This is a genomic window from Rhodococcus sp. 008 (assembly GCF_001682295.1).
Taxonomy (GTDB): domain Bacteria; phylum Actinomycetota; class Actinomycetes; order Mycobacteriales; family Mycobacteriaceae; genus Rhodococcus_F; species Rhodococcus_F qingshengii.
On the sequence record NZ_CP012749.1, the window covers coordinates 4,406,112 to 4,429,239 of the forward strand.

25 protein-coding genes and 1 riboswitch are annotated in these 23,128 nt (G+C 63.0%); of the genes, 13 read left to right on the forward strand and 12 right to left on the reverse strand.

Annotated features, from left to right (window positions below; all coding sequences use genetic code 11):
- Positions 1-4 precede the first annotated feature (4 nt).
- The gene (locus AOT96_RS20415; protein ID WP_065352197.1) at positions 5-469 is read right to left on the reverse strand and encodes a tRNA (cytidine(34)-2'-O)-methyltransferase; all 465 of its coding nucleotides are present in this window, start codon (positions 467-469) and stop codon (positions 5-7) included.
- Positions 470-604: 135 nt separating this feature from the next.
- Here AOT96_RS20415 and AOT96_RS20420 point away from each other — a divergent pair, with 135 nt between their 5' ends.
- Together AOT96_RS20420 and AOT96_RS20425 are read left to right on the forward strand one after the other, a co-directional pair.
- The gene (locus tag AOT96_RS20420) at positions 605-1,285 is read left to right on the forward strand and encodes an excalibur calcium-binding domain-containing protein (protein ID WP_042923481.1); all 681 of its coding nucleotides are present in this window, start codon (positions 605-607) and stop codon (positions 1,283-1,285) included.
- Positions 1,286-1,318: 33 nt separating this feature from the next.
- The gene (locus AOT96_RS20425; RefSeq protein WP_003940770.1) at positions 1,319-1,939 is read left to right on the forward strand and encodes a pentapeptide repeat-containing protein; all 621 of its coding nucleotides are present in this window, start codon (positions 1,319-1,321) and stop codon (positions 1,937-1,939) included.
- Between the two features lie 6 nt (positions 1,940-1,945).
- Here AOT96_RS20425 and AOT96_RS20430 read toward each other — a convergent pair whose 3' ends face one another.
- Positions 1,946-2,221 (reverse strand): DUF1905 domain-containing protein, encoded by a 276-nt coding sequence (locus AOT96_RS20430; RefSeq protein WP_007727403.1) that lies wholly within the window; start codon positions 2,219-2,221, stop codon positions 1,946-1,948.
- A 32-nt stretch (positions 2,222-2,253) separates the two neighbouring features.
- Positions 2,254-2,766, reverse strand: a complete 513-nt coding sequence (locus AOT96_RS20435; RefSeq protein WP_063836256.1) for a GNAT family N-acetyltransferase — start codon at positions 2,764-2,766, stop codon at positions 2,254-2,256.
- Between the two features lie 31 nt (positions 2,767-2,797).
- Between AOT96_RS20435 and AOT96_RS20440 the strand changes: the two genes are divergently transcribed.
- Together AOT96_RS20440 and AOT96_RS20445 are read left to right on the forward strand one after the other, a co-directional pair.
- Positions 2,798-3,655, forward strand: a complete 858-nt coding sequence (locus AOT96_RS20440; RefSeq protein ID WP_197523598.1) for a bifunctional methylenetetrahydrofolate dehydrogenase/methenyltetrahydrofolate cyclohydrolase — start codon at positions 2,798-2,800, stop codon at positions 3,653-3,655.
- A gap of 5 nt (positions 3,656-3,660) precedes the next feature.
- Positions 3,661-3,945 carry a DUF3017 domain-containing protein gene (locus AOT96_RS20445; RefSeq protein ID WP_003940740.1) on the forward strand — a complete coding sequence of 95 codons (285 nt, stop codon included), beginning with the start codon at positions 3,661-3,663 and terminating at the stop codon, positions 3,943-3,945.
- A 5-nt stretch (positions 3,946-3,950) separates the two neighbouring features.
- On the opposite strand, the gene AOT96_RS20450 is transcribed toward AOT96_RS20445, so the two are convergent.
- The 4 genes from AOT96_RS20450 to AOT96_RS20465 form a co-directional block, all read right to left on the reverse strand.
- Positions 3,951-4,526 carry a swim zn-finger gene (locus tag AOT96_RS20450; RefSeq protein ID WP_047271790.1) on the reverse strand — a complete coding sequence of 192 codons (576 nt, stop codon included), beginning with the start codon at positions 4,524-4,526 and terminating at the stop codon, positions 3,951-3,953.
- Complete coding sequence (locus AOT96_RS20455) at positions 4,526-6,355, reverse strand: DEAD/DEAH box helicase (RefSeq protein ID WP_230691749.1); 1,830 nt, start codon at positions 6,353-6,355, stop codon at positions 4,526-4,528. The genes AOT96_RS20450 and AOT96_RS20455 overlap by 1 nt, the downstream gene beginning before the upstream one ends.
- A gap of 118 nt (positions 6,356-6,473) precedes the next feature.
- The gene (gene metX, locus AOT96_RS20460; protein ID WP_065352199.1) at positions 6,474-7,610 is read right to left on the reverse strand and encodes a homoserine O-acetyltransferase MetX; all 1,137 of its coding nucleotides are present in this window, start codon (positions 7,608-7,610) and stop codon (positions 6,474-6,476) included.
- Positions 7,607-8,932 (reverse strand): bifunctional o-acetylhomoserine/o-acetylserine sulfhydrylase, encoded by a 1,326-nt coding sequence (locus tag AOT96_RS20465; protein ID WP_007727392.1) that lies wholly within the window; start codon positions 8,930-8,932, stop codon positions 7,607-7,609. Before AOT96_RS20465 ends, metX begins: the two co-directional genes overlap by 4 nt.
- Positions 8,933-9,075: 143 nt before the next feature.
- Positions 9,076-9,216, reverse strand: a riboswitch (SAM riboswitch).
- A gap of 305 nt (positions 9,217-9,521) precedes the next feature.
- Between AOT96_RS20465 and AOT96_RS20470 the strand changes: the two genes are divergently transcribed.
- From AOT96_RS20470 to yhjD, 7 genes are all read left to right on the forward strand, one after another.
- The gene (locus AOT96_RS20470) at positions 9,522-10,745 is read left to right on the forward strand and encodes an NADP-dependent isocitrate dehydrogenase (protein ID WP_003940772.1); all 1,224 of its coding nucleotides are present in this window, start codon (positions 9,522-9,524) and stop codon (positions 10,743-10,745) included.
- A gap of 130 nt (positions 10,746-10,875) precedes the next feature.
- Positions 10,876-12,084, forward strand: coding sequence for an MFS transporter (locus AOT96_RS20475; RefSeq protein ID WP_442978592.1), 1,209 nt, complete (start codon positions 10,876-10,878; stop codon positions 12,082-12,084).
- A gap of 135 nt (positions 12,085-12,219) precedes the next feature.
- On the forward strand, positions 12,220-12,966 hold the full coding sequence (locus tag AOT96_RS20480; RefSeq protein ID WP_044480104.1) for an exodeoxyribonuclease III: 747 nt from the start codon (positions 12,220-12,222) through the stop codon (positions 12,964-12,966).
- A 26-nt stretch (positions 12,967-12,992) separates the two neighbouring features.
- Positions 12,993-13,511, forward strand: coding sequence for a ribonuclease domain-containing protein (locus AOT96_RS20485; protein WP_065352886.1), 519 nt, complete (start codon positions 12,993-12,995; stop codon positions 13,509-13,511).
- Positions 13,511-14,005: a barstar family protein gene (locus AOT96_RS20490; RefSeq protein WP_065352201.1), complete on the forward strand. Its 495-nt coding sequence runs from the start codon at positions 13,511-13,513 to the stop codon at positions 14,003-14,005. The genes AOT96_RS20485 and AOT96_RS20490 overlap by 1 nt, the downstream gene beginning before the upstream one ends.
- 26 nt (positions 14,006-14,031) lie before the next feature.
- On the forward strand, positions 14,032-15,066 hold the full coding sequence (trpS, locus tag AOT96_RS20495; RefSeq protein WP_003941025.1) for a tryptophan--tRNA ligase: 1,035 nt from the start codon (positions 14,032-14,034) through the stop codon (positions 15,064-15,066).
- Between the two features lie 51 nt (positions 15,067-15,117).
- Complete coding sequence (gene yhjD, locus AOT96_RS20500) at positions 15,118-16,152, forward strand: inner membrane protein YhjD (RefSeq protein WP_007727380.1); 1,035 nt, start codon at positions 15,118-15,120, stop codon at positions 16,150-16,152.
- Here yhjD and AOT96_RS20505 read toward each other — a convergent pair.
- The gene (locus tag AOT96_RS20505) at positions 16,149-17,462 is read right to left on the reverse strand and encodes a D-alanyl-D-alanine carboxypeptidase family protein (protein WP_083197715.1); all 1,314 of its coding nucleotides are present in this window, start codon (positions 17,460-17,462) and stop codon (positions 16,149-16,151) included. The genes yhjD and AOT96_RS20505 overlap by 4 nt on opposite strands.
- Before the next feature lie 103 nt (positions 17,463-17,565).
- Here AOT96_RS20505 and AOT96_RS20510 point away from each other — a divergent pair, with 103 nt between their 5' ends.
- Together AOT96_RS20510 and AOT96_RS20515 are read left to right on the forward strand one after the other, a co-directional pair.
- Entirely contained in the window at positions 17,566-17,964 is a 399-nt protein-coding gene (locus AOT96_RS20510) for an Rv0361 family membrane protein (protein WP_065352202.1), read from the forward strand.
- Between the two features lie 120 nt (positions 17,965-18,084).
- On the forward strand, positions 18,085-18,657 hold the full coding sequence (locus AOT96_RS20515) for a dihydrofolate reductase family protein (protein ID WP_003940686.1): 573 nt from the start codon (positions 18,085-18,087) through the stop codon (positions 18,655-18,657).
- A gap of 62 nt (positions 18,658-18,719) precedes the next feature.
- Here AOT96_RS20515 and AOT96_RS20520 read toward each other — a convergent pair whose 3' ends face one another.
- Genes AOT96_RS20520 through AOT96_RS20535 form a run of 4 tightly spaced genes read right to left on the reverse strand, consistent with a single transcriptional unit; the run spans position 18,720 to position 23,109 of the window.
- Positions 18,720-20,225: a CoA-acylating methylmalonate-semialdehyde dehydrogenase gene (locus AOT96_RS20520; RefSeq protein ID WP_065352203.1), complete on the reverse strand. Its 1,506-nt coding sequence runs from the start codon at positions 20,223-20,225 to the stop codon at positions 18,720-18,722.
- Between the two features lie 24 nt (positions 20,226-20,249).
- Complete coding sequence (locus AOT96_RS20525; RefSeq protein WP_054188146.1) at positions 20,250-21,134, reverse strand: sugar phosphate isomerase/epimerase family protein; 885 nt, start codon at positions 21,132-21,134, stop codon at positions 20,250-20,252.
- A 2-nt stretch (positions 21,135-21,136) separates the two neighbouring features.
- Entirely contained in the window at positions 21,137-22,177 is a 1,041-nt protein-coding gene (locus AOT96_RS20530) for a Gfo/Idh/MocA family protein (RefSeq protein WP_007727372.1), read from the reverse strand.
- 26 nt (positions 22,178-22,203) lie between these two features.
- A complete protein-coding gene (locus AOT96_RS20535; protein WP_007727370.1) occupies positions 22,204-23,109 on the reverse strand; it encodes a sugar phosphate isomerase/epimerase family protein in 906 nt (301 codons plus the stop codon).
- Positions 23,110-23,128 lie beyond the last annotated feature (19 nt).

Genomic DNA, 23,128 nt, shown 5'->3' on the forward strand with positions numbered 1-23,128 from the left:
TCGATCAGACAGCGCCCTTGAACCCGTGCTGACGCCAGGCCTCGTACGTCACGAGGGCGGCAGCGTTGGACAGGTTGAGGGACCGGCGTCCGGGCAGCATCGGGATACGCAGGCGCTCGGTGACGTGTTCGTCCGCCAATACTTCTTCGGACAGTCCGGTGGGTTCGGGCCCGAACAGCAGGACGTCGCCGGGTTGGTAGGCGATATCGGCATACGACGTGGTCGCGTGCGCGGTGAAGGCGAACACGCGAGCGGGGGTGACGGCTTCCCAGGCAGCGGTCAGGTTTTCGTGGACCGTGACAGTCGCCAGGTCGTGGTAGTCCAAGCCTGCGCGCTTGAGCTTCGGCTCCGACAAGTCGAACCCGAGAGGGCTGACCAGGTGGAGTTCGCAACCGGTGCCTGCGACCATGCGGATCGCGTTTCCGGTGTTGGGTGGGATGCGGGGCTCGTGGAACATCACTCGGAACACTCGAGGAACTGTACCGGGCGGCATATCGGTGCCCGCGTCTGCGAGAAGAGCGGTGGAGAAGTGTGGGCGAATTGGTAACAAACCGGCCAGTCCGTGCGAACCTATTTCCGGTACTCTTCTCAGAACGGACATTTCATGAACCCTCCCGCCGGTTGGAACCCCGACCCCTTCGACCCCACGATCGACCGTTACTGGGACGGTCAGCAGTGGACCGCGCAGACACGGCCCAAGGGCGTCGACGCACCCACTCAGGCTTTCGGCACTCCCACGCAGGTCTTCGGCGCACCCGGATCGGCGGTGCCGGACACTAACGCCGAGGAAGGCAAGACGCGGCGTAAGTGGCCGTGGATCGCCGGCGCGGCAGTCGTGGGGCTGGTTGCCATCGCCGCGGCGACGGGAGCGGGCAAGTCGGAAGAATCGACGACGCCTGCTGCGACCTCTTCGACGACAGCTGCAGCGACGACAACCAAGAGCACTGTCCCGTCGACGACGAAGACCACGACTTCGTCCCTCTTGCCGACGACGACAACGATCGTGCCGCCACCGACGACAACCACCGTGGCAATCGTGCCGCTGGTGCCTCAGGTACCGGAGACCACGACAACGCCGTACGTTCCGCCCGCTCCGGCCTACACGCCGCCGAAGACAACAGAACCGGCGTACGTTCCGCCGCCGGCCAAGGTGCCTGACGCGGGGGTGTATTACGCCAACTGTGCAGCCGTGCGAGCGGCCGGTGCTGCCCCGATCTACCGCGGCGATCCCGGCTATTCGTCCAAGCTTGATCGTGACGGTGACGGCGTGGCCTGCGAGACCTAGGCGATCGAACCGGTGTCGGTGCGGCGGGGCAGTATGGACGGCATGCTCCCCGAAGAATCCGACGATGTCGTCGGCGAAGATTATTCAGACGCGCGGCTGGCCGGGCAGAAGTGGCGTCAGCGCACTTTCACCAATTGCAATTTCCGAGATGCCGATCTCACGGGACTCACGACGGAGTCGGTGGTGTTCACGGACTGTGATTTCACCGGCACCGATCTGGGGGAGTCCGTGCACACGGGAACTGCGTTTCGCTCGTGCAATTTTGCTCGGACCAGCCTGTGGCACAGCACGTTCCGAAACTGCAGTCTGCTCGGGTCGACGTTCGACGGTTGCCGCATCCGGCCGTTGACGCTCGACGAAGTCGACTTCTCGTTGACCTCACTCGGTGGGGCGGACCTGAGGAAGATCGACTTCACCTCATGCCGATTCCGTGAAGCGAACCTGGTTCGGGCCGACATGCGGGGCGCGGTGCTGGCGTCGGCGGATCTGTCCGGTGCTCGTACGGGTGGACTCAAACTCGAAGGTGCAGATCTGCGCGGTGCGCGGATCGATCCGAGCCTGTGGACGTCCGCGTCCGTCGGAAACGCGCAGATCGAGTTGATGCAGGCGGTGGCGTACGCGTCGGCGCACGGTCTTGTCGTCGACATGAAGTAGCAGCGCCTAGCTCTCCAAGCGCTCCTCGAGGCGCACCGTCACCAGCTCGCCGGTCTCCTTGCCGATGGCTTTGCGAAGATCGGCTTTGACCGGCAGCTTGTGGTTACCGTCTCCCAACGCCATGAACGAACTCTGGAACGGATGTCCGTCGATCGTCCCGCGTACCTTGACCAGGCCGCGGGTGCCGAAGAACTCGGCGGACTCCGGCCAGATCACATAAGTCCACCCGCCCTTGGCGTCGCTCTTCTGCAGGGTGGCCGTGAATTCCTTGTCCAGCAACATGATGTCGGTCCTTTCGAACTCGTCCCAGTCGATCAGCGGATGAATTCCCGTGCGAGCAGATCCATCAGCAGTCCGTCCTTCCACACACCATGGCGATCTCGCGAATACTCGCGCATCACCCCGACGTCTTTGAACCCCACCGATCGGTAGCACGCGATGGCGACGGAGTTGTCGACCTCCGGGTCGATGACCAGACGGTGGAATGCGAGGTCGTCGATCAGGTGGGCACACAGCACGCGAATCGATTCGCGACCGAACCCTCGGCCGTGGAAGTCGGGATCGAGGAACAAGTCGAGCCCGGCGTGGCGGAAGTCGGGGTTGTCCTCCGCCTCATACCACTGGATGAAGCCGATCAGGTGGTCGCCGTGGAAGATGCTGTAGCGCGTGGTGCCAGCCTCCGGCGCTGCAGGCCAGTCGTCGTCGGGATTTTGCCACCAGTGCACGACGTCCGGGTGCAGGTGAATTGCCCGCAGACGGGCGTGATGATCGGGCGCGACGGGGGAGAGGAGCACCCTCGGGCCGCGTAGTTCCGGAGCCGTTGTCACTCATCGACCCTAACCTGGAACAATGGTCGCCGTGACTGCAACGATCCTCGACGGCAAAGCTACCCGCGACGAAATCTTCGAAGACCTGAAGGTGCGGGTGAACGCTCTGAAGGCAGAGGGCATCACACCCGGCTTGGGCACCATCCTGGTGGGCGACGACCCCGGATCCGCGGCTTACGTGCGCGGCAAGCACAACGACTGCGCCAAGGTCGGTATCAATTCTTTGCGACGCGACCTGCCTGCCGACATCACGCAGGAGCAGCTCAACGCGACGATCGACGAGCTCAATGCCAATCCCGAGTGCACCGGCTACATCGTGCAGTTGCCGCTTCCCAAGCACCTTGACGAGAACGCAGCCCTCGAGCGCATCGACCCCGACAAGGACGCCGACGGCTTGCACCCGGTCAACCTCGGTCGACTGGTGTTGGGCAAGGAAGCCCCGCTGCCGTGCACCCCGCGTGGAATCCTGCATCTCCTGCGCCGCTACGAGGTCCCTATTGCAGGCGCACACGTGGTGGTAGTCGGACGAGGCGTCACAGTCGGTCGCCCGATCGGATTGCTGCTGACGCGTCGTAGCGAGAACGCGACGGTCACGCTCTGCCACACCGGTACCCGCGATCTCGCGGCCGAGGTTCGCCGCGCCGACATCATCGTCGCTGCCGCAGGCGTTCCCGGCCTCATCACCGCAGACATGGTCAAGCCCGGGGCAGCGGTCCTCGACGTCGGCGTCAGTCGCACCGACGACGGCCTGCGCGGCGACGTCGCAGCCGACGTCAGCGAGGTCGCCGGCTTCGTCTCACCCAACCCCGGTGGTGTCGGACCGCTGACCCGCGCGTTCCTGATCACCAACGTGGTCGAGCGCGCCGAGCGGGTTCTGGCCGGAGTCTGAGTCCGATGTCCTCACTGGTCGGCCTCGCGAAGAAGAATCTGCCCATGCTCGCGGTCCTCGCCGTGATCGCGGCGGCCGTGGTTCTCGTGCTGGCCGACCGGTGGCGCCGCGGCGCCCTCGTCTTCGGTGTTGCCGTCATCATCGGAGCTGCCGCTCGGTGGTTCGTTCCCGAGAACCGTGTGGGGTTGCTCGCGGTGCGTGGAAGGGTCTTCGACACTGCGGCGATGGGCGTTATGGGTGTGCTGATCGCGACGCTCGCCCTGACCATCGATCCGCTCGGTACCGACTGAGAAGGTCAGTCCCCGTAGAACGAGCGGATGTTGATGTCGCTCAAGGGGATCCACTCCGATGACTGAGTGGATGCCGACTTCTTTCCGGCCTTGTCCGGTGCACTTCGCAGCGTCACTGCGAGGACCGGTTCCTCGTCGATTCGCCCGGCCAGGGCGTAGATTGCGGCGAGATGGTGAACGCACGGCGAGCGTCGACCTGAGCAGTCGCAGCTGGCAGTGCACTCCGAAAGATCAACGGCTACTGCGATATTTCGAGCCTGCAGTTCGGTGACGATGCTGTCCGGCAGTTCGCCGGTGGAGACGGATCTGTTCGCCTTTCCAGCCGAACGGAGAAGGCTCTTCACTGCAGCGATCTCGGATTTGGTCCAGAGCGGGACACCAATCGTCACTGACGAAGTTTTTGCCTTGGTGCTCACCTCGGCGACGACGGTCCCCGACGAGACGACGGTGAACTCCACGGAACCGTTGCGTGCCAGGGTGCGAGCCGTCGGCAGGGACGGGTTCGGACCGGACGCCGCGGTCCGCTCCACCGTGCGCAGCCACGCTCGACCCCAAGCGGTGACGCCGAATTCGTTGGCCATCAGATGATCACTGCGCCGTCGAGTTCGAGAAGTTCACGCAGTTCGGTGTCGGGGAGATCGGCCAGCGCGGCCTCGACGTTCCCGGAGACAGCATCGGCCACAACTCGTTTGGACTCGTGCATCGCTGCTATGTGATCCTCCACGGTACCGCCCGTCACCAAGGTGTGGACGTTGACGGTGCGTTTCTGGCCGATGCGGTGTGCCCGGTCGGTTGCTTGATCCTCGACGGCTGGGTTCCACCACCGGTCGTAGTGCACGACATGACTTGCGCGCGTGAGGTTGAGGCCGAAGCCGGCGGCGCGCAAGCTCAGAATCAGAACCGGTGGTGAATCCGTCTCGTTCTGGAACGCGTCGACCATCGCGTCTCGTTTGTCGGTGTTCAGGCCGCCGTGGAGGAAAGGCACGGCGCCGATTCCCAGTTCGGCTCCCAGGTGTCGCGAGAGCATCTCGCCCATCGTCCGGTACTGCGTGAATATCAGCGCGCGATCGCCGTCGTCGACGATCTCGGCGATCATTTCCGTTGCGCGGTCGAGCTTTCCGGATCTTCCGTAGAGGTCGTCCGTATCGCCGGTGACCTGCGCCGGGTGATTGCATACCTGCTTGAGAGTGGTCAGAAGCGCAAGGATGTTGCCACGCCGGGCAATTCCCGTGCCCAATCCGGAGTCGAACGCATCGGCAACTGCCGACCGGTAGATGCGCGCCTGTTCCGACGTCAGAGTGCACGAGACCGTGGAGAACTGTTTGGGCGGAAGATCCTTGGCCACTATGTCTTTGGTTCTGCGCAGAATGAAAGGATCGATCACCGCGGCAAGTCTGGTCGCCGCGGTGGCCGATCGACCGGATTCGATCGGGACGGCAAAGCGTTGACGAAACCGTGCGCGAGTTCCGAGGACGTCGGGGTTGGCGACGCGAAAGAGTGACCACAATTCTTCGAGGCGGTTCTCCACCGGCGTGCCGGTCATCGCTACCTTGACGTCCGCCGACAACTGCATTGCTGCTTTCGCGGCGAGGGAAGCGGGGTTCTTGATCTGTTGCGCCTCGTCGAAGACCACTGAACTCCAATGAACCGGGGCCAATTGGGCTGCGTCGGAACGCAAGACGCTGTAGCTGGTCAGAACCGTAGTGCCGGCGGGGATACGAGTGGGAAGTGCACGGGCGGCCCCGTGATGAACGTGCAGTGGCAGATGCGGAGCGAATCGCTCGATCTCGCGGCGCCAGTTTCCTATCACCGAGGTGGGACACACAACCAGATGCGGACCGTCGTCGGCGCGGATCGCGATCATCGAAATCGCTTGCAGTGTCTTACCCAAACCCATCTCGTCGGCCAAGATCCCACCACCCGAACCCGACAGAGCCGTCAGCCAGGCAACTCCCTGCATTTGATACGGGCGCAGAGTCGCCTGAATCTTTGCTCGGCGAAGACTCTCGATGGCCGCGCGCGCTTCCGTGAACAACCGCACCGTGGACGCGGCGCTTCGGATCTTCGTGTCGTCGCGCTCGATAGCGGCATGCGCTGCGGTCGGAATGTCATGTGCGCCGGTGTCGATGACGCGCTTCCACGCGAGCAGCGACGATCCGAGGTCGCCGCGACCAGCATCGAGGTTGTGGAACGCGTCGATCGCGGTGGTGAGGTCGAGCAGTTGCGCTCCGACGTCGGTTGCTGTGATCGACTCGTCGACCGGGATCGCAAGCCTGCACACGCCCGGCGACCCGGTCGGCATCCCCAGTGCCGACAGCCGCGCTGCCGGGTCTGCGTCACCCCAGAACGCGAAGGACATGTGCTCGGGAATGTACGTAGCCTGCAGGCGCGTCGAGCATGGCTGATTCACGTTCGCCGATGCTAGCCGCGCCGGCTCACGTTCGCCAATGAGAATGTCGGGAAAACCCGCAGATCAGCTGTGGTTTTCCCGACATTGACGAATCCTGAAAACGTGGCTCTGTGCCGAATCAGCGAGCCGTACGTGCGAACTCCATCGTTCGGCGAAGCAGTCCGGCGACGGCGTCCGCCTCCGTCAGGAAGCCGTCGTGGCCGTCCTTGGACTTGAGAATCTCGAGGCCGCTGCACGTGGAAATTCCGTCGGCGATCTCCTCCTGCAAGCGAAGGGGATACAGCCGATCCGAGTCGACGCCGCCCACCACGACCGGTGCCGTGATCGATGCCAACGCCGCCGCAACACCGCCGCGTCCACGACCGATGTCGTGCCGGTTCATGGCCTCGGTCAGGAGGACGTACGTGCTCGGGTCGAAGCGGTCGACCAGCTTGTCTGCCTGATGTTCCAGGTAACTCTGTACGGCGTATCGTCCACCGTTCCAAGGATTTTCGTCGTTCTGAGCGGAGTTCTCGAAGCGTGCGTCCAGTTCGGCCTCGGTGCGGTACGTGAGGTGCGCGATGCGACGGGCGATGCCGAGTCCGGCGCGAGGTGCCCGCCCCGTTCCGTGGTAGTCACCGCCCTGCCAATCCGGATCGGAGACGATGGCAGCGATCTGCGTCGTCTGGGTGCCGATCTGATCTGCAGTGGCCCGTGAACCGGTTGCGAGAACCAACGCGGAGCGAATGCTGTCCGGGTAGGTAACTGCCCATTCGAGGGTGCGCATGCCCCCCATGGATCCGCCGACTACCGAGGCCAACTGGTCGATCCCGAGGAGATCGACGAGCTTCTTCTCCGCCGCGATCTGATCCCGGATGGAGATCTCCGGGAACCTGCTGCCCCACGGCTTGCCGTCGTCGGCCGGCGAACTGGGACCGGTCGTGCCGCGACAACCACCGAGGACATTGGTTGCGATGACGCACCATTCGCCGGTGTCGATCGGTTCGCCGGGGCCGACCATCCCGTTCCACCAGCCGGGGGAGGGCTGATTCGCGGAGATCGGTCCGGTGACGTGTGAGTCTCCGGTCAGTGCGTGCTCGACGAGTACGACGTTGTCGCGGTTCGGGGAAAGCTCACCCCACCGCTGAACGGCGAGCAAAACCGATGGGAGTGCCGCGCCGCTCTCGAGTTCCAAGGCACCGATGTCGACGAACCCCACCTGGCCGTCGGGTGGGGGCAGGAGGTCGATCCTGGGCTCCAATTCGTTCACGGTCACGAGTTTGCCACCGCTGCCAGGCCGACGGTGAGATCGGCGAGGATGTCGTCGATTCCTTCGATGCCGACCGCGAGGCGGACGAGCCCGGGGGTGACACCGGAGGCGAGCTGCTCTTCGGGGGTGAGCTGCGAGTGTGTCGTCGAGGCGGGGTGGATGACGAGTGAGCGAACGTCACCGATGTTGGCGACGTGGCTGTGCAGCGTCAGGGCGTTGACGAACGTCTTGCCCGCATCGATACCGCCGGGCAGCTCGAAGGTGACGATTGCGCCGGTTCCCTTGGGCGTCAGCTGCTTTCCACGTTCGAACCATGGCGAGGAGGGAAGTCCCGCGTAGGAAACGGAGGCGACCTCGACGTGACCGTCGAGGAATTCGGCGACCTTCTGTGCATTGGATACGTGGCGCTCGATGCGCAGGCTCAAGGTTTCGATACCCTGCGCGATGAGGAACGCGTTGAACGGCGCCACGGCGGAACCGAGATCGCGCAGCAGTTGGACGCGGGCCTTGAGTGCGAACGCCGGCGCGCCGAGGTCCGCGAAGGTGACGCCGTGGTAGCTGGGATCAGGCGTCGTGAAGTTCGTGTGGCGACCCTGCGTCCAGTCGAAAGTGCCACCGTCGACGATGACGCCGGCGATCGCGGTGCCGTGTCCACCAAGGTATTTGGTGGCGGAGTGAACGACGATGTCGGCGCCGTGTTCGAGTGGGCGAAGCAGGTACGGCGTCGCGACTGTGTTGTCCACGATCAACGGAAGACCGTTCTCGTGGGCCAGTGACGAGATACCGGGTAGGTCGAGGATGTGGTTCTTCGGATTGGCGATCGTTTCGCCGTAGAACGCCTTCGTGTTCGGGCGAATGGCTTCGCGCCACTGCTCGAGATTGTCGGGATCCTCGACGAACGTGACTTCGATGCCCAGCTTACGAAGGGTGTAATGCAGGAGGTTGTACGTGCCGCCGTACAGGTACGGGCTGGAGACGATGTGGTCGCCGGCCTCGGCGATGTTGAGGATCGCGATGGTCTCGGCGGCCTGACCCGAGGAGAGGAGGAGTGCGGCGACTCCGCCTTCGAGGGCAGCGATGCGCTGCTCGACGGCGTCTTGTGTGGGATTCATGATCCGCGTGTAGATGTTGCCCGGCTCGGCGAGGCCGAACAGTGCAGCAGCGTGATCGGTGCTGTCGAAGACGTAGCTGGTGGTCTGGTAGATCGGCAGAGCGCGCGCATTTGTGGCGGTGTCCGCTGTTTGTCCGGCGTGCACCTGCTTGGTCTCGAACGACCAGTTGGCGGTCGGATCCGAAGTTGCTGCGGCGTCGGCTGTGTTGTCGGTCATGATCTGTTCACTCCAGTGGTCTGACGGATAGATGTCGGACGGGGGCGAATGATCGCCGCCCCGTGCTGGGGTCTATCTACAAGTGCGACACATACTGAAATACCTCCGTGGGGCTCGGCCCGGTCTGGGGTCCGTCCCTGTCGGACCCGCGCTTGTCACCCGAATTGCGGTGGAACTGCGCGAGCAGATCCACGTCGGGAAACCTGGTCATCACCCGGGGCACCCCACCGCGGTTGGAGGGTTGCCGTCCAGCGAGCCGGGGCTTGACGCTGGCACTCATGACCAAGTCGGATTCTACCGGGAAGTGAGCGCAGTCCTGACACGGGGCGAAATGTGAGCCGCAACCGCACGCGAGGCAGGGCGACGCAGCCCACTAGCAGGCAAAAGTTACTCGCGAGTAGAGACTGATGAGTGGACCTGCCGGTTGCGGCCTCACGGGTTAGCAGTACGCTTGTCTTGTTTGGGACTCATCTCCCGAGATCAGTCCACACCGTCTAGGTTTGATAATCGAACCGTTCGCGGACCCACTCACAAAGTGTGACCGCAACCGTGTAACCAGGGAAACTTCCTAGGAGGACGCGAAGCACCCATGTCCAAAATCAAGGTTGAGGGCACCGTCGTCGAACTCGACGGCGATGAGATGACGCGCATTATCTGGCAGTTCATCAAAGACAAGTTGATCCATCCGTATCTCGATGTGAACCTCGAGTACTACGACCTCGGTATCGAGTACCGCGACGAGACCGACGACCAGGTCACCATCGACGCAGCGCACGCGATCCAGAAGCACGGCGTCGGCGTCAAATGCGCCACGATCACGCCGGACGAGGCACGTGTCGAGGAATTCGGTCTCAAGAAGATGTGGCGTTCCCCGAACGGAACGATCCGCAACATTCTCGGCGGCACGATCTTCCGCGCACCGATCATCATCTCCAACGTTCCGCGACTCGTTCCGGGCTGGACCAAGCCGATCATCATCGGCCGTCACGCATTCGGCGACCAGTACCGCGCCACAGACTTCAAGGTCCCCGGCCCCGGCAAGGTGATGATCACCTACACGCCTGAGGACGGCAGCGCACCGATCGAGCACGAACTGGTCAACTTCCCCGAAGAGGGCGGCGTCGTCCAGGGGCAGTACAACTTCACCACGTCCATCCGTGACTTCGCTCGCGCGTCGCTCACCTACGGACTGCAGCAGAACTACCCGGTGTACCTGTCCACCAAGAACACCATTCTCAAGGCGTACGACGGTGCCTTCAAGGACATCTTCCAGCACGTCTACGAGACCGAGTTCAAGGCTGAGTTCGATGCTGCAGGTCTGACCTACGAGCACCGCCTCATCGACGACATGGTCGCTTCCGCACTCAAGTGGGAGGGCGGATACGTCTGGGCATGCAAGAACTACGACGGCGACGTCCAGTCCGACACCGTGGCCCAGGGCTTCGGCTCGCTCGGCCTCATGACGTCGGTTCTGCTGACACCGGACGGAAAGACCTGTGAGGCAGAGGCTGCTCACGGCACCGTGACGCGTCACTACCGTCAGCACCAGCAGGGCAAGCCCACCTCGACCAACCCGATCGCGTCCATCTTCGCGTGGACCCGCGGGCTCGAGCATCGTGGCAAGCTCGACAGCACCCCTGAGGTCATCGGCTTCGCGCAGGCGCTCGAAGACGTTGTCATCAAGACCGTCGAAAGCGGCCAGATGACCAAGGACCTCTCGATGCTGGTCGGCGGCGATCAGGGCTACCTGACCACCGAGGAGTTCCTCGGCGCGCTCGACGTGAACCTGCAGAAGGCCATGGCCGCGAAGTAGATTCACCGCTTCACCTGTCAAATGGGACGTCTGGGAAACCGGGCGTCCCATTTGTGTTCGCGGTCTCACGTGAGTGAACTCACCCGCTCTCACTTGGAAGTTCAACCAGGTGTGAGACCACAATTGATCAGTGACTTCGTCTACCCTCTCCCGTTCTGACACCTCGACACCCGGGGTTCGTTCCGCCAGAGGTCCGGCGATGCTCGCTCTCGCTCTCGGTGGTTTCGGTATCGGCACAACCGAGTTCGTCGCCATGGGGTTGCTCCCGGAAATGGCATCCGGACTCGGCGTCTCGGAACCCGTCGCGGGTCACGTGATCTCCGCATACGCGCTCGGAGTTGTCGTCGGCGCTCCGCTGATCGCTGCACTCACCGCACGAGTACCGCGCCGCACCCTGTTGATCGCACTCATGGTCGCGTTCACCGTCGGCAATGCCGCCTCGGTTTTCGCGCCCTCGTACACGACGCTGATGATGGCCCGCTTCGTCGCCGGATTGCCGCACGGCGCGTATTTCGGAGTCGCCGCACTGGTCGCAGCTCACCTGGCCGAACCGGGAAAACGCGCGAAGGCCGTCGCCATGGTGATGATGGGTCTTTCCGTGGCCAACGTGATCGGGGTACCGGTCGCGGCCTGGATCGGCCAGGCACTCGGCTGGCGCAGCGCCTTCGCCTTGGTTGCGGTGATCGGAGTGGCAACGGTTGCTTCGCTTTTCGTCTGGATTCCGCGGTTGGACGGCATGCCGGTGACGAATCCGATCACCGAACTCGGGGCACTGGGCCGCGTTCAGGTGTGGATGACCCTGATCGTGGGCATGGTCGGATTCGGCGGGATGTTTGCCGTCTACACCTACATCAGTACGACTCTCACCGACGTGTCCGGGCTTGGCGCTTCGTTCATTCCCCTCGCACTCATGCTGTACGGACTGGGCATGGTGGCCGGCAACTTCGTCGGTGGATACCTCGCGGATCGCGCACTGATGAAGGGCTTGTTCCTGTCGATGGGATCCCTCGTTGTGATCCTCGCGGTCTTCGTTATCGCCGTGCGCAATCCGTACACGGCGCTCGTCTTCGTCTTCCTCATCGGGCTCGCCGGGTCGTCGATGGTGCCTGGCCTCCAGGCACGGTTGATGGATGTCGCCGAGGATGCTCAGACCTTGGCCGCGTCTCTCAATCACGCCGCACTCAACATCGCCAACGCCTTCGGAGCGTGGATCGGCGGCGTCGTCATCGCAGCCGGTTACGGGTACACCGCGCCGGCAGCGGTGGGGTCGTTGCTGGCCGTCGCGGGTCTCGTCGTGCTGGCGGTGGCGGTGATTCTGCAGCGTAGGGCCGCGCGCTGACCTGGGCGCCCATCCGCGTCGGTGGAATCGGCTACGGTGCTTGCCGTGCCACAAACTGCTGACTCCCACATTCTTGCGCCCCACACCATCACGTCCGTGAACGTCAACGGCGTTCGAGCAGCTGCCCGCAAGGGCATGCTCGACTGGCTGGAGAAGACGTCGGCGGATTTCATCTGCCTTCAGGAAACGCGTGCGTCGGACGACCAGCTTCGCGAGACCCTCGAGCCGGCACTCGGCAACGGATGGTTCCTCGTCTCCGCCGAGCCGTCCGCGAAGGGACGCAACGGAGTCGCGGTGCTCTCACGCACGGAACCTGACGCGGTGCGGATCGGTCACGGGGACGACGAGTTTCTCGACGCCGGTCGATACATCGAAGCCGACTTCGCCGATCTGACCGTCGCGAGCCTGTACCTGCCCTCCGGTGAGGCGCTCACGCCGAAGCAGGAGGAGAAGGAGCGGTTCATGGCATCCTTCGCAGTTCACCTCGCCTCCACCGCTGCAGCGGCCGAGGCTGCCGATCGTCACGTGGTGGTCAGCGGCGATTGGAACATCGCGCACACCGAACTCGACCTCAAGAACTGGAAGACCAACAAGAAGTCCTCGGGATTCCTCCCCGAGGAGCGCGCCTGGATGGATCTGCTGTTCGCCGAAGATTCCGCGTGGGTGGACGTCTTCCGCACCCTCCATCCGGGTGTCGACGGCCCGTACTCGTGGTGGTCGTACCGCGGAAAGGCATTCGACAACGATTCGGGTTGGCGTATCGATTACCAGGTTGCCACTCGCGGATACGCCGAGAGGGCCAAGGTCGCGCTCGTGGAACGCGCTGAGTCCTACGACCTCCGTTGGTCGGATCATGCGCCTGTCACCGTCTCGTACCGATAGAGACGCGTATGTCTGAAGGTCTGAAAATGCCGAGCGCAAAGACGCGCAACGCCATCATCACCGTCGTGGTGGCGGTGGTTGCGCTCGTACTGGCGGTCACCCTTTCTTCACGTGACTCCGACAGTTCGGCGTCGTCGGTGACGAAGTCCTCGAGTGCCCAGTCCTCGACTGTTCAAGCCAAGCCTGGCGCCACCACCAAGGCCTCGCCGTCGAGTTCCGCGCCCTCGAATTCCGCTGCCAAGCCAACGCAGCAGACGAACAGCGATGCGCCGGCGCGAGTGCTCGCCACGCTGGTGGAGATCGACGCCGGACGGTGGCCGGATTCCGCCAATGCGCCGGGCACCAAGGGCGGCATCACCTTCCGCAACAGCGAAGGACGTCTACCCGCTGTCGGTGCCGGTGGCGGACGTGTCGTCTATCAGGAATGGGACGTGAACCCGAAGAAGAACGGCCAAGGACGCGACGCCGAGCGAATCGTCACCGGCAACGACGGTTCGGCGTGGTACACCCTCGATCACTACGACACGTTTGTGAGGATTCGCTGATGTCCGATTCGTCTACGATCAGCGTGGCGCAGTGGCTGGATCCGTCTTCGGATGTGGCTTCGGTGGCGCTGCAGAGCGACCCGGCCGTTGCAGATGATCTTGCACGTCAACTCCGTGCCGAGAATTTTGTCGTTCGGGTGGTTCGCGGAGAGAACATGCGGACAACGGCGCAGGTCTTCGACGAGTTTGCGGCAGCCTTCCAGTTTCCGTCCCACTTCGGGCGAAACAAAGACGCTTTCGACGATGTCATGCGCGATCTCGACGACGTCCTCGGACTCGGCGCCGGATATGTAGTTGTGGTCCGAGGCGCGGGTTCTCTACTGTCCGAGCAACAGGATCAGTTGGAGTGGTTCTGCGAAACGATGGACTTCTACGCCGAAGAATGGGAACCCGTCGTTTTCCGGACCGTCTACCAGTTCGGTGCGGAGGACCTCACCGCCCACGGTGAAGACCTCGTCGAACTCGACTACCCGGGCACCACGCCACTGCACTGATTTCCACTCGTGAAAAGATCGGAACCATGTCGACCCCTGCAGAACAGAAGCCCACCGCAAAGCCTCGCGTGCTTTCCGGAATCCAGCCGACGTCGGATTCTTTCCACCTCGGCAACTACCTGGGTGCGCTGCAGCAGTGGGTTCCGTTGCAGGACGATTTCGACGCTTTCTACTTCATTCCGGATCTTCACGCCATCACGGTGACGCAGGACCCGAAGGAATTGCGTCGTCGCACCAAGGTTGCGGTGGCTCAGCTCCTTGCGGTGGGGATCGATCCGGATCGGGCGACGCTGTTCGTACAGAGTCAGGTTCCCGAGCACGCACAGTTGGCGTGGGTCCTGAACTGCATCACCGGTTTCGGTGAAGCCAGCCGTATGACGCAGTTCAAGGACAAGTCCGCCAAGCAAGGCAGCGACAACGCCAGTGTCGGCTTGTTCACGTATCCGGTTCTGATGGCCGCGGACATCCTTCTGTACCGCCCGCAGCGAGTTCCGGTGGGTGAGGATCAGCGTCAGCACCTCGAACTCGCACGCGATCTGGCCGGACGGTTCAACACCCGCTACGGCAAGGCGTTCGTCGTTCCCGAGCCGCAGATCATCAAGGGCACGGCAAAGATCTACGACCTGCAGGATCCGACCGCGAAGATGAGCAAGTCCGCTGCCAGTGCGGCCGGACTGATCAATCTGCTCGACGATCCGAAGGTGTCGGCGAAGAAGATCAAGTCGGCCGTCACCGACAACGAGCGCGAGATTCGTTTCGACCCGCAGGCCAAGCCGGGCGTCAGCAACCTGCTCACCATTCAGTCGGCTCTCTCGGGAGTACCGATCGAGACTCTGGTGGCCGGTTACGAGGGCAAGGGGTACGGCGACCTCAAGACCGATACCGCTGACGTGCTGACCGAGTTCGTCACCCCACTCAAGGCGAAGGTCGACGGTTACCTCGCCGACGAGGCAGAGCTGGATCGCATCATCGCGGCCGGAGCGCACCGCGCCCGTGAGGTGTCTTCACGCACTCTCGCCGCTGTCTATGACAAGGTCGGATTCCTGGCACCGAAGGGCTGACTTACGCGAGTTCGGACTCACGACGCCTGACCGAACATGAGGGGGACGGCAATGGCTGACACGGACGACGACGCACCGAGCTTTCTCGAGAAGCAACGGGCAGCGCGACCCTGGCTCGATCATCTGGTTCGCGCGGCCGGACGGTTTCAAGAGCAAAAAGGCGACTATTACGCTGCTGGTATCACGTACTTCAGCGTTCTCGCGTTGATTCCGATCATGATGGTCGCGTTTGCAGTGGCCGGTTTCGTATTGGCCGGGCATCCCGAGTACCTGGAGTCGATTCAGGAGCAGATCACCAAGAGCATTCCGGGCAGCTTGGGTGACACCATCAACACGCTGATCGATTCGGCCATCGACTCGCGCGCGAGCGTCGGAATCTTCGGCCTCCTGGGTGCTGCGTACGCGGGTCTCGGTTGGATGGCAAATGTTCGCGACGCGCTGACGGCGATGTGGGAGAGCAAGCGCGAGCCCAAGGGGTTCGTACGTACCAAACTTGGTGACGCAGGGGCCCTCGTCGGTCTGGCTCTCGCCATGGTCGTCTCACTGGGAATGTCGGCGCTGAGCAGTGGGCCGGTTGCGACTCAGATCGTGAAATGGCTCAACCTCGAGAACATCACCGGTGTCGGCGTGGGGCTCAGAGTTGTTTCACTGTTGCTCTCACTCCTGGCGACGTGGGCGGTGTTCCTGTGGGTGATCGCCCGGCTGCCGCGCGAGCCTGTCACGCTGCGTAGCGCTGCGCAGGCAGCGGTTATCGCCGCGATTGTGTTCGAGATCTTCAAGCAGGTGGGTGCGATCTACCTCGCTGCCGTCACCAACGGACCAGCGGGCGTGGCATTCGGTCCGATCATCGGTTTGCTCGTGTTCGTGTTCACGGCGTCACGGATGCTGCTGTTCTGCACGGCGTGGGCGGCGACGACCAAGGAAAGTATGGCCCTGGCGTTCGTTCCGCCGCCGGATCCCGCAGTGATCTCGCCGCGAATCGTTGTCAGTGACGGTGCTTCACCGTCTCGCGTGGCTGCGCTGATCGCCACGGGTGCGGTTGCCGGCCTGGGTCTTTCGGGCTTCATGCGTCGTCGGCCGCGCTAGCGCCTCCGACGGTTGAGGGCAACGGCTCCCGCCACCAGCGCGATCACCACTACTCCGCCGACCGCACCGATGAGTATGCGGTCAGTGGTGTCGGATTCGGCGTCGGTAGCGGTGGGTGCAGCCGAGATCGAGCCTGGTGCAGCGGCAGACGGTGTGCGAGTGACCTCGGGCGAGGCATCGTCGGTGGATCGGTCCGTCAACGAGCCGACGGTTGTGCTCGCGGGGAGTGCATATCCGTAGTCGAGTAGACGGGCAGCTTGTTCCCACGGACGGATCGGCTTGGCTTCGCCGCCCATCAATGTCACCAGTAGTTTCCGGCCGTTACGCTCCGCGCCACCCACATACGTGTGGCGGGCGTCGTCGGTGAAGCCGGTCTTGCCGCCCAATGCGCCGTCGTAGTTGTAGAGCAGCTGATTGTCGTTGGCGAGAGTGAATCCGGGGCGGTCCTGATCGTCGGGAATCGTCGGATCCTTGGGGAAGCCGGGAAATTCGACGGTCTCGGTATGGATCAGACCGGCAAACGTCGGATTCTGCAGGGCGGTATGGAAAATCACGGCCAGGTCGTACGGCGAGCTGCTCATCCCCGGGCCGTCGAGTCCGGATGGAGTTGCCGTGCGAGTGTCGAGGGCGCCGAGTTCGGCCGCGAGCGCGTTCATTTTCGACACGGCTGCAGCGTCACCGCCGAGTTGGCGGGCGAGAGCATGCGCGGCATCGTTTCCCGACGCCATGACCAGACCCTGCATCAGTTGCCGGTTGGTGTACTTGCCGCCCTTTCCGATGCCGACAGCGCTACCTTCAGCGTCCGCGTCTTCGGCCGTTGCGGTGATTTCGGTGTCGAGATCGAGTTCGTCGAGCGCGACGAGAGCCAACAGCATCTTGATGGTGCTGGCCGGGCGGTAGCGACCGTGCGGATCTTTGGCGGCGAGGACCTCGCCGGTTTCGGCGTCCGCGAGTACCCATCCGGATGCCGCGATATCCGCCGGGAGCGGGGGAGCGCCGTCAGGGAGCACAACACCGCACTCGCCGAGCTTGTCTCCACCGACGGGGCTTTCCGGAATCGGGACAGCAGTCGGGGCCGTGGATCCGGGCGCGGGTGCTTCGGAGAGATCGATCGCCGGTGCCGGGCTACTCGTGAACGGGCAGCTGTCGGTGTTGGGTGTTGTGAACGGCGCTTCGGTGGTGGTGGTGGGCGGCGGCGGGGCCGGTTGGGCGCCGGCCACTCCCGAGGTCCCTACGACACCGGTAAACGCAATGCTCCCTGAGAGCACTGTTCCGGCTACTGCCACTGCACACTTTCGACGCCACATCATCGATATACGAGGGTATGCGAACGTGAGGGAACGTCCGAATCGCCACGCAAGCAGAGGGATCGAAAACAGGCGATTCGGTTTGTACATCGGTCATAGTGGACGGATGAACTTCGCAGGCACGCGTGGACGCCTGACGCTCGCCGCAGTGACACTCATCGGAACGTCAGCCGCTGTCGTGGGATGCTCCGGCGATTCGGAACCGTCGGCCGAGAGCCAAATCTCTGCCGTGGTCGGTCAGAGTTTCGAATTCATGGCCGAAAGGGACTGGGAGGCAGTGGACAGCACTCAATGCAGTTCGATGCGCAGCGAGAGCCCCCGGGCCGAGGAGTCGCCGTTCGACGACACGCTTGCGAGTCTGAGGCTGGACGGAGTGGAGAACATCGTGGTGAACGGGGATTCGGCGACGGCCAACACTCGTCATTACAGCACCGAGGATCCGTCCGCGATGATGCGCGAGGACATCACGTTGATCAAGGAGAACGGTGCCTGGGTTGTGTGCTGACGTCTTCGGATGCTGACGTTGCCGATTGCCGTCGATGAGTTCCCCGACCACGCAGAGTCTGTAACAGTGGGGTAGTCGGCTACTCGAATGGCGCACACGCACTGACGACAGGGGATCGGTATGGGCAAGATCGTGGTGACAGAATTCGTGTCCTTGGACATGGTGATGGAAGCTCCCGGTGGCGAACCGGGTTATGCGCACACTGGATGGGTCTTTCCGTACCAGGAGGGCGATCAGATGAAGTTCAAACTCGACGAAACCCTCGCCGCGGACGTCCTTCTGCTCGGGCGGCGGACCTACGAGAGCTTCGCCGGTGCCTGGCCTGAGCGCGAGGACGACCAAGGCTTTGCGGACAAGATGAACGAGATGCCCAAGTACGTCGTCACGAGTTCGACCGAACCGCTCGAATGGAACAACTCGACGGCGCTCGACGGTCCCATCGAGGAATCTGTCCCGAAGCTCAAGGAGCAGATCGACGGCGAGATCCTGGTCGCGGGAAGTCGGACGCTCGTCCACGCGTTGTTGCTGGCCGGTCTGGTCGACGAGCTTCGTCTGATGGTCTTCCCGGTCATTCTCGGGTCCGGCGGGAGAGTGTTCCCCGAATCGGCCGACAAGATCGTCCTCGAGTTGAAGGACGATCGTCGGTACGAATCCGGAGTTCAAGTACTGACGTACCACCCCACGGTCACGTAGACCTCTCGAAAACATCTGTGGCCGAGACTCTTCGAGAGTCTCGGCCACAGATGTCTTGCCGGCTAACTGTTCTCGGGGAAGCCGAGGTTGATTCCGCCGTGGCTGGGGTCGAGCCAGCGACTGGTGACGGCTTTACCTCGCGTGAAGAAATGAACACCTTCTGTCCCGTGAGCGTGGGTGTCACCGAAGAGGCTGTTCTTCCAGCCGCCGAAGCTGTAGTAGGCCATGGGAACCGGGATGGGGACGTTGATGCCGATCATTCCGACCTCCACCTCGTTCTGGAAGCGTCGGGCAGCGCCGCCGTCGTTGGTGAAGATGGCGGTGCCGTTTCCGTACGGGTTGTTGTTGATCAGTTCGAGGGCTTGGTCGTAGGTATCGACACGCACGACGGACAGGACAGGTCCGAAGATTTCGTCGGTGTAGATCGACATGTCGGTGGTGACGTGGTCGATGAGGGTGGGCCCGAGCCAGAAGCCGTCCGGTCCACCATCGGCCTGAACTGTGCGTCCGTCGACCACGATCGTGGCACCGTCCTTCTCGCCGGCATCGACATAGGACGCGACCTTGTCGCGATGGGCCTTGGTGACGAGCGGACCCATGTCGGAGTTCTTGGTGCCGTCACCGGTGACGAGGGGAGTGGTGCGTTCGACGATCTTGGCAACCAGTTCGTCGGCGATGTCGCCGACTGCGACCAGGGCGGAGATCGCCATGCATCGTTCGCCCGCGGAGCCGAATCCCGCGTTGACCATTGCGTCGGCGGCGAGGTCGAGGTCGGCGTCCGGCAGAACGATGGCGTGGTTCTTGGCGCCGCCGAGTGCTTGCACGCGTTTGCCGTTGGCGGTGCCGGTGGCATAGACGTACTGGGCGATGGGGGTGGATCCGACATACGAAATCGCTTTGACTGCTTTGTTTTCCAGAAGTTCGTCGACGGCGAGCTTGTCACCTTGGAGGACGTTGAAGACGCCGGGGGGCAGACCGGCTTCGGCCCAGAGTTCGGCGAGCCAGATCGCCGCGGTGGGGTCCTTCTCCGAGGGCTTGAGAATCACGGTGTTCCCGGCGGCGATGGCGACCGGGAAGAACCACATGGGGACCATCGCGGGAAAGTTGAAGGGCGAGATGATGCCGACGGGGCCGAGGGGTTGGCGGATGGAGTAGACGTCGACCTTGGTCGATGCATTCTCGGTGTATCCGCCCTTGAGGAGATGCGGTATTCCGCAAGCGAATTCGACAACTTCCTGCCCGCGGCTGATTTCGCCGAGGGCGTCGGAGAGAACCTTGCCGTGCTCGGCTGTGATGATCTCGGCGAGTTCACCTTTGCGAGCATTGAGGAGTTCGCGGAAGCTGAACAGTACCTGTGTGCGCCGGGCCAGTGAGGTGTCACGCCAGGCGGGGAAGGCCGCCGCAGCCGCGTCGATGACAGCGCGGGCGTCCTCGAGGTTCGCCAGGGCCAGTCGGCCGGTGATCTGTCCGGTGGCGGGGTTGGTGACGGGGGCGGTGTCCTCGGACGTTCCGGCGAACGGCTTGCCGTCCAACCAGTGCGCGATGACACGAGTATCAGTGCTGGTCATGGTATTTCCTAGTGGTCTGGTGACTCAGGAGTTCGGGGAGGTGTACTTGGCGACGTAGTCGTTCATCGTCTCGCGCTGGTACCGGGAAACCTCGTGCGCGTTTTCGTTCTCGGCGAAGACGCTCGACACCATCACGGTGTTCTCACGTTCGTAGAAGCCGAGTTTGCCGAGACCGCCGAAGAATTCGTCCCAGTTGACGTCTCCGTCACCGATTTTGAGATGCTGATGCACTCGAACGGCATTGCCTGGCGGATTGGTGATGTAGCGCAGTCCGTGGGAACGGTGATGATCCATGGTGTCCGCCACGTGAACGAGTCGGACCATGTCGCCGGCGGCCTCCATGATGGCGGGAAGGTCCCCACCCATGTGGAATTGGTGGCACGCCACGATCACCATGCCGAGGTTCTTGGAGTTCACACCACGGATCGTGCGGATCGCGGCTAGTCCGTCTTCGACAAAATCGTCCGGGTGGGGGTCGATCAGGACGTCGATTCCCTCGCGTTCGATGATCGGAACCAGTTCCTCCATCGAACGATAGAACGCACGCTCGGACTCTTCGGCCTTTTCGGGGCGGCCGGAGAATTCGGTGTTCATGACGTTGACACCGAGATCGACCGTGATCTGGATGGCCCGCTTCCAGTAGCGCACGGCTGCTTCGCGAGCGTCCTCGTCCGGGCCGGACCACCGAAGGACCGGAAGCACCGACGCGATGCCGACTCCCGCACTCGCGCAGGCCTTCCGGAACTCGGTGACGAGCGCGTCGTCGGCTTTCGGGTGATTGAAGAACGGGATCATGTCGACGTGCGGTGTGAGCTGCAGGTACTCGTACCCGAGATCGGCAACAACCTGAGGTAGCTCGAGTAGTGAGTAATCGTGATGGAAAGGTGTGGGGTCGAGTGCGACCTTCATCGCTAAGCTCCGGCCACAGAGTCGCGCGCAACCATGTCCACGACGACGCGCTGACCCGTCTCCAGAGACTTCACACCGGCGGCGCAGACAGCGGCCGCGGCGTACCCGTCCCAAGCACCTGGTCCGTCGATGTAGTTGCCGGTGCCGGCGCCCGTCTTCACTGCCTTGATCCACCGGGCGAACTCGGTGTCGTAGGCCTGCCCGAAGCGTTCGCGGAATCCTGGGGTGATCTGTCCACCCCAGTTGCCGGGCTTGGTCTTTCGGATCAGTCCCACGTCGAGTCCGATCATCGCGCTTCCGAGTTCGCCGACAACTTCGGTGCGCACCTCGTAGGCAACTCCGGTGGTGACAAACACCTCGGCGTCGACGTGTCTGCCGGACTCGGTCTCGAATATCGCGATCTGTGGGTCTTGAATGCCCTCGGGAGCAAGCGAATTCGCGGCCGGTCGGATGATCTGCACCGAGGTGATCTCTTCGTCGAGCAGGAATCGTGTCACGTCGACCTCGTGGACGAGTGAGTCCTTGACGATCATCGCGCTGTCGAAGCCGTTCGGAACCGCAGGATTGCGGTGCGCGCAGTGCACAACGAGAGGGCGACCGAGATCGCCGCTGTCGATCAAATCCTTGAGCTGGGTGTATTCGTGGTCGAACCGGCGCATGAAACCAACCTGGATCAGTCTTTTTCCCAGCGCTGCTTCGGCTTTGACGATCGTGAGCGAACTGTCCGCGTCGGTGGTCAGCGGCTTTTCGCAGAGAACAGGCTTGCCCGCTTCGAGGCAGGCAAGAACCTGCTTCTCATGGGTCGGGCCCGGGGTTGCGAGAACAACGGCGTCGACGTCCTCGGCTGCGATGGCATCGAACGGATCGACGACGACGCGCGCCCCTGGCGTCAGTGCTGCGATTTCCTCGGCGCGGGCGAGAGAGTAGTCGTTGACGACGGTGACGCGGGCACCGCCGATTTTGTTGGTGATGCGGTCGACGTGATCGGCCCCCATGATGCCGACGCCGAGCACTGCGATCCGGAGATCCTGGTTGTCAGACATGCGGTGGTACTCCTCGATTGTGTTGCTCAGTTGAAACGGACGGCGGGGACGCCACAGGTGGACAGGTATTTCTGAGTGCGCGCTGCGATGGGCAGCGGTGTGTCGGGATGGCAGGGATACATGTCCTGCTCGACGATCGCGAACACGTCGATGCCGAGCTTCTCGATGGCCTCCAGAAGCGGCGGCATGTCGGGGATTCCGCGCGGCGGTTCGATCATGGCACCGAGTTTGACGGCCTCACCGAACGGCAGGTCCTCCGCCTCAACCTTGGCGACTATCGCCGGATCCACCTGTTTGAGGTGTAGGTACCCGATGCGCTCCGGATGTTTGTTGATAATTGCGAGATTGTCGCCGCCGCAGTAGCTGATGTGGCCGGTGTCGAGACACAGATTCACGAAACGCTCGTCGGTCCCTTCGAGGAACTTGTAGACGTTGTCTTCGATGTCGACGTGACTGTCGGCATGAGGATGGTACTGCGCCATGACGCCGTACTCCTCGAGCATTGCCTTCCCGAGAGCGTTCATGCCGTCGGTTTTCTTACGCCACTGCTCGGGCGTCAGATTGCGGTCTTCGAGTACCGCTCCGGTGGAAGGGTCGCGCCACATCTCAGGGATGACCACCACGTGCTTGCCGCCGACGGCTGCGGTCAACTTGGCGACGTCCTTGATCTGATTCCAGACGGCATCCCAGGAATCGTCCTGGTGCAGGTGTTCGAAAACGGTACCGGCCGAAAGCTTCAGGCCGCGGGCGCCGAGTTCGTCCGTCAACTTGGCTGGATCGGTCGGAAGGTATCCGAACGGGCCGAGTTCGATCCATTCGTATCCCGACGCGGATACCTCGTCGAGGAATCGTGTGTAAGGGGTCTGCTGTGGATCGTCCGGAAACCACACGCCCCAGGAGTCGGGGGCTGATCCGACGCGAATCGCGCTCATGTCTAGATTCCTTTCGCGG

Bases quoted from the DNA above. Each gene is read 5' to 3' on its own strand.
- AOT96_RS20425 (WP_003940770.1), top strand. From the start codon at position 1,319: ATGGACGGCATGCTCCCCGAAGAATCCGACGATGTCGTCGGCGAAGAT.
- AOT96_RS20450 (WP_047271790.1), bottom strand. From the start codon at position 4,526: ATGGCCAACGAATTCGGCGTCACCGCTTGGGGTCGAGCGTGGCTGCGC.
- trpS (WP_003941025.1), top strand. From the start codon at position 14,032: ATGTCGACCCCTGCAGAACAGAAGCCCACCGCAAAGCCTCGCGTGCTT.
- AOT96_RS20530 (WP_007727372.1), bottom strand. From the start codon at position 22,177: ATGTCTGACAACCAGGATCTCCGGATCGCAGTGCTCGGCGTCGGCATC.
- AOT96_RS20470 (WP_003940772.1), top strand. From the start codon at position 9,522: ATGTCCAAAATCAAGGTTGAGGGCACCGTCGTCGAACTCGACGGCGAT.
- AOT96_RS20525 (WP_054188146.1), bottom strand. From the start codon at position 21,134: ATGAAGGTCGCACTCGACCCCACACCTTTCCATCACGATTACTCACTA.
- AOT96_RS20520 (WP_065352203.1), bottom strand. From the start codon at position 20,225: ATGACCAGCACTGATACTCGTGTCATCGCGCACTGGTTGGACGGCAAG.
- AOT96_RS20490 (WP_065352201.1), top strand. From the start codon at position 13,511: ATGTCCGATTCGTCTACGATCAGCGTGGCGCAGTGGCTGGATCCGTCT.
- AOT96_RS20445 (WP_003940740.1), top strand. From the start codon at position 3,661: ATGTCCTCACTGGTCGGCCTCGCGAAGAAGAATCTGCCCATGCTCGCG.
- AOT96_RS20480 (WP_044480104.1), top strand. From the start codon at position 12,220: ATGCTCGACTGGCTGGAGAAGACGTCGGCGGATTTCATCTGCCTTCAG.
- AOT96_RS20465 (WP_007727392.1), bottom strand. From the start codon at position 8,932: ATGACCGACAACACAGCCGACGCCGCAGCAACTTCGGATCCGACCGCC.
- yhjD (WP_007727380.1), top strand. From the start codon at position 15,118: ATGGCTGACACGGACGACGACGCACCGAGCTTTCTCGAGAAGCAACGG.
- AOT96_RS20510 (WP_065352202.1), top strand. From the start codon at position 17,566: ATGAACTTCGCAGGCACGCGTGGACGCCTGACGCTCGCCGCAGTGACA.
- AOT96_RS20515 (WP_003940686.1), top strand. From the start codon at position 18,085: ATGGGCAAGATCGTGGTGACAGAATTCGTGTCCTTGGACATGGTGATG.
- AOT96_RS20420 (WP_042923481.1), top strand. From the start codon at position 605: ATGAACCCTCCCGCCGGTTGGAACCCCGACCCCTTCGACCCCACGATC.
- AOT96_RS20505 (WP_083197715.1), bottom strand. From the start codon at position 17,462: ATGATGTGGCGTCGAAAGTGTGCAGTGGCAGTAGCCGGAACAGTGCTC.
- AOT96_RS20535 (WP_007727370.1), bottom strand. From the start codon at position 23,109: ATGAGCGCGATTCGCGTCGGATCAGCCCCCGACTCCTGGGGCGTGTGG.
- AOT96_RS20485 (WP_065352886.1), top strand. From the start codon at position 12,993: ATGCCGAGCGCAAAGACGCGCAACGCCATCATCACCGTCGTGGTGGCG.
- AOT96_RS20430 (WP_007727403.1), bottom strand. From the start codon at position 2,221: ATGTTGCTGGACAAGGAATTCACGGCCACCCTGCAGAAGAGCGACGCC.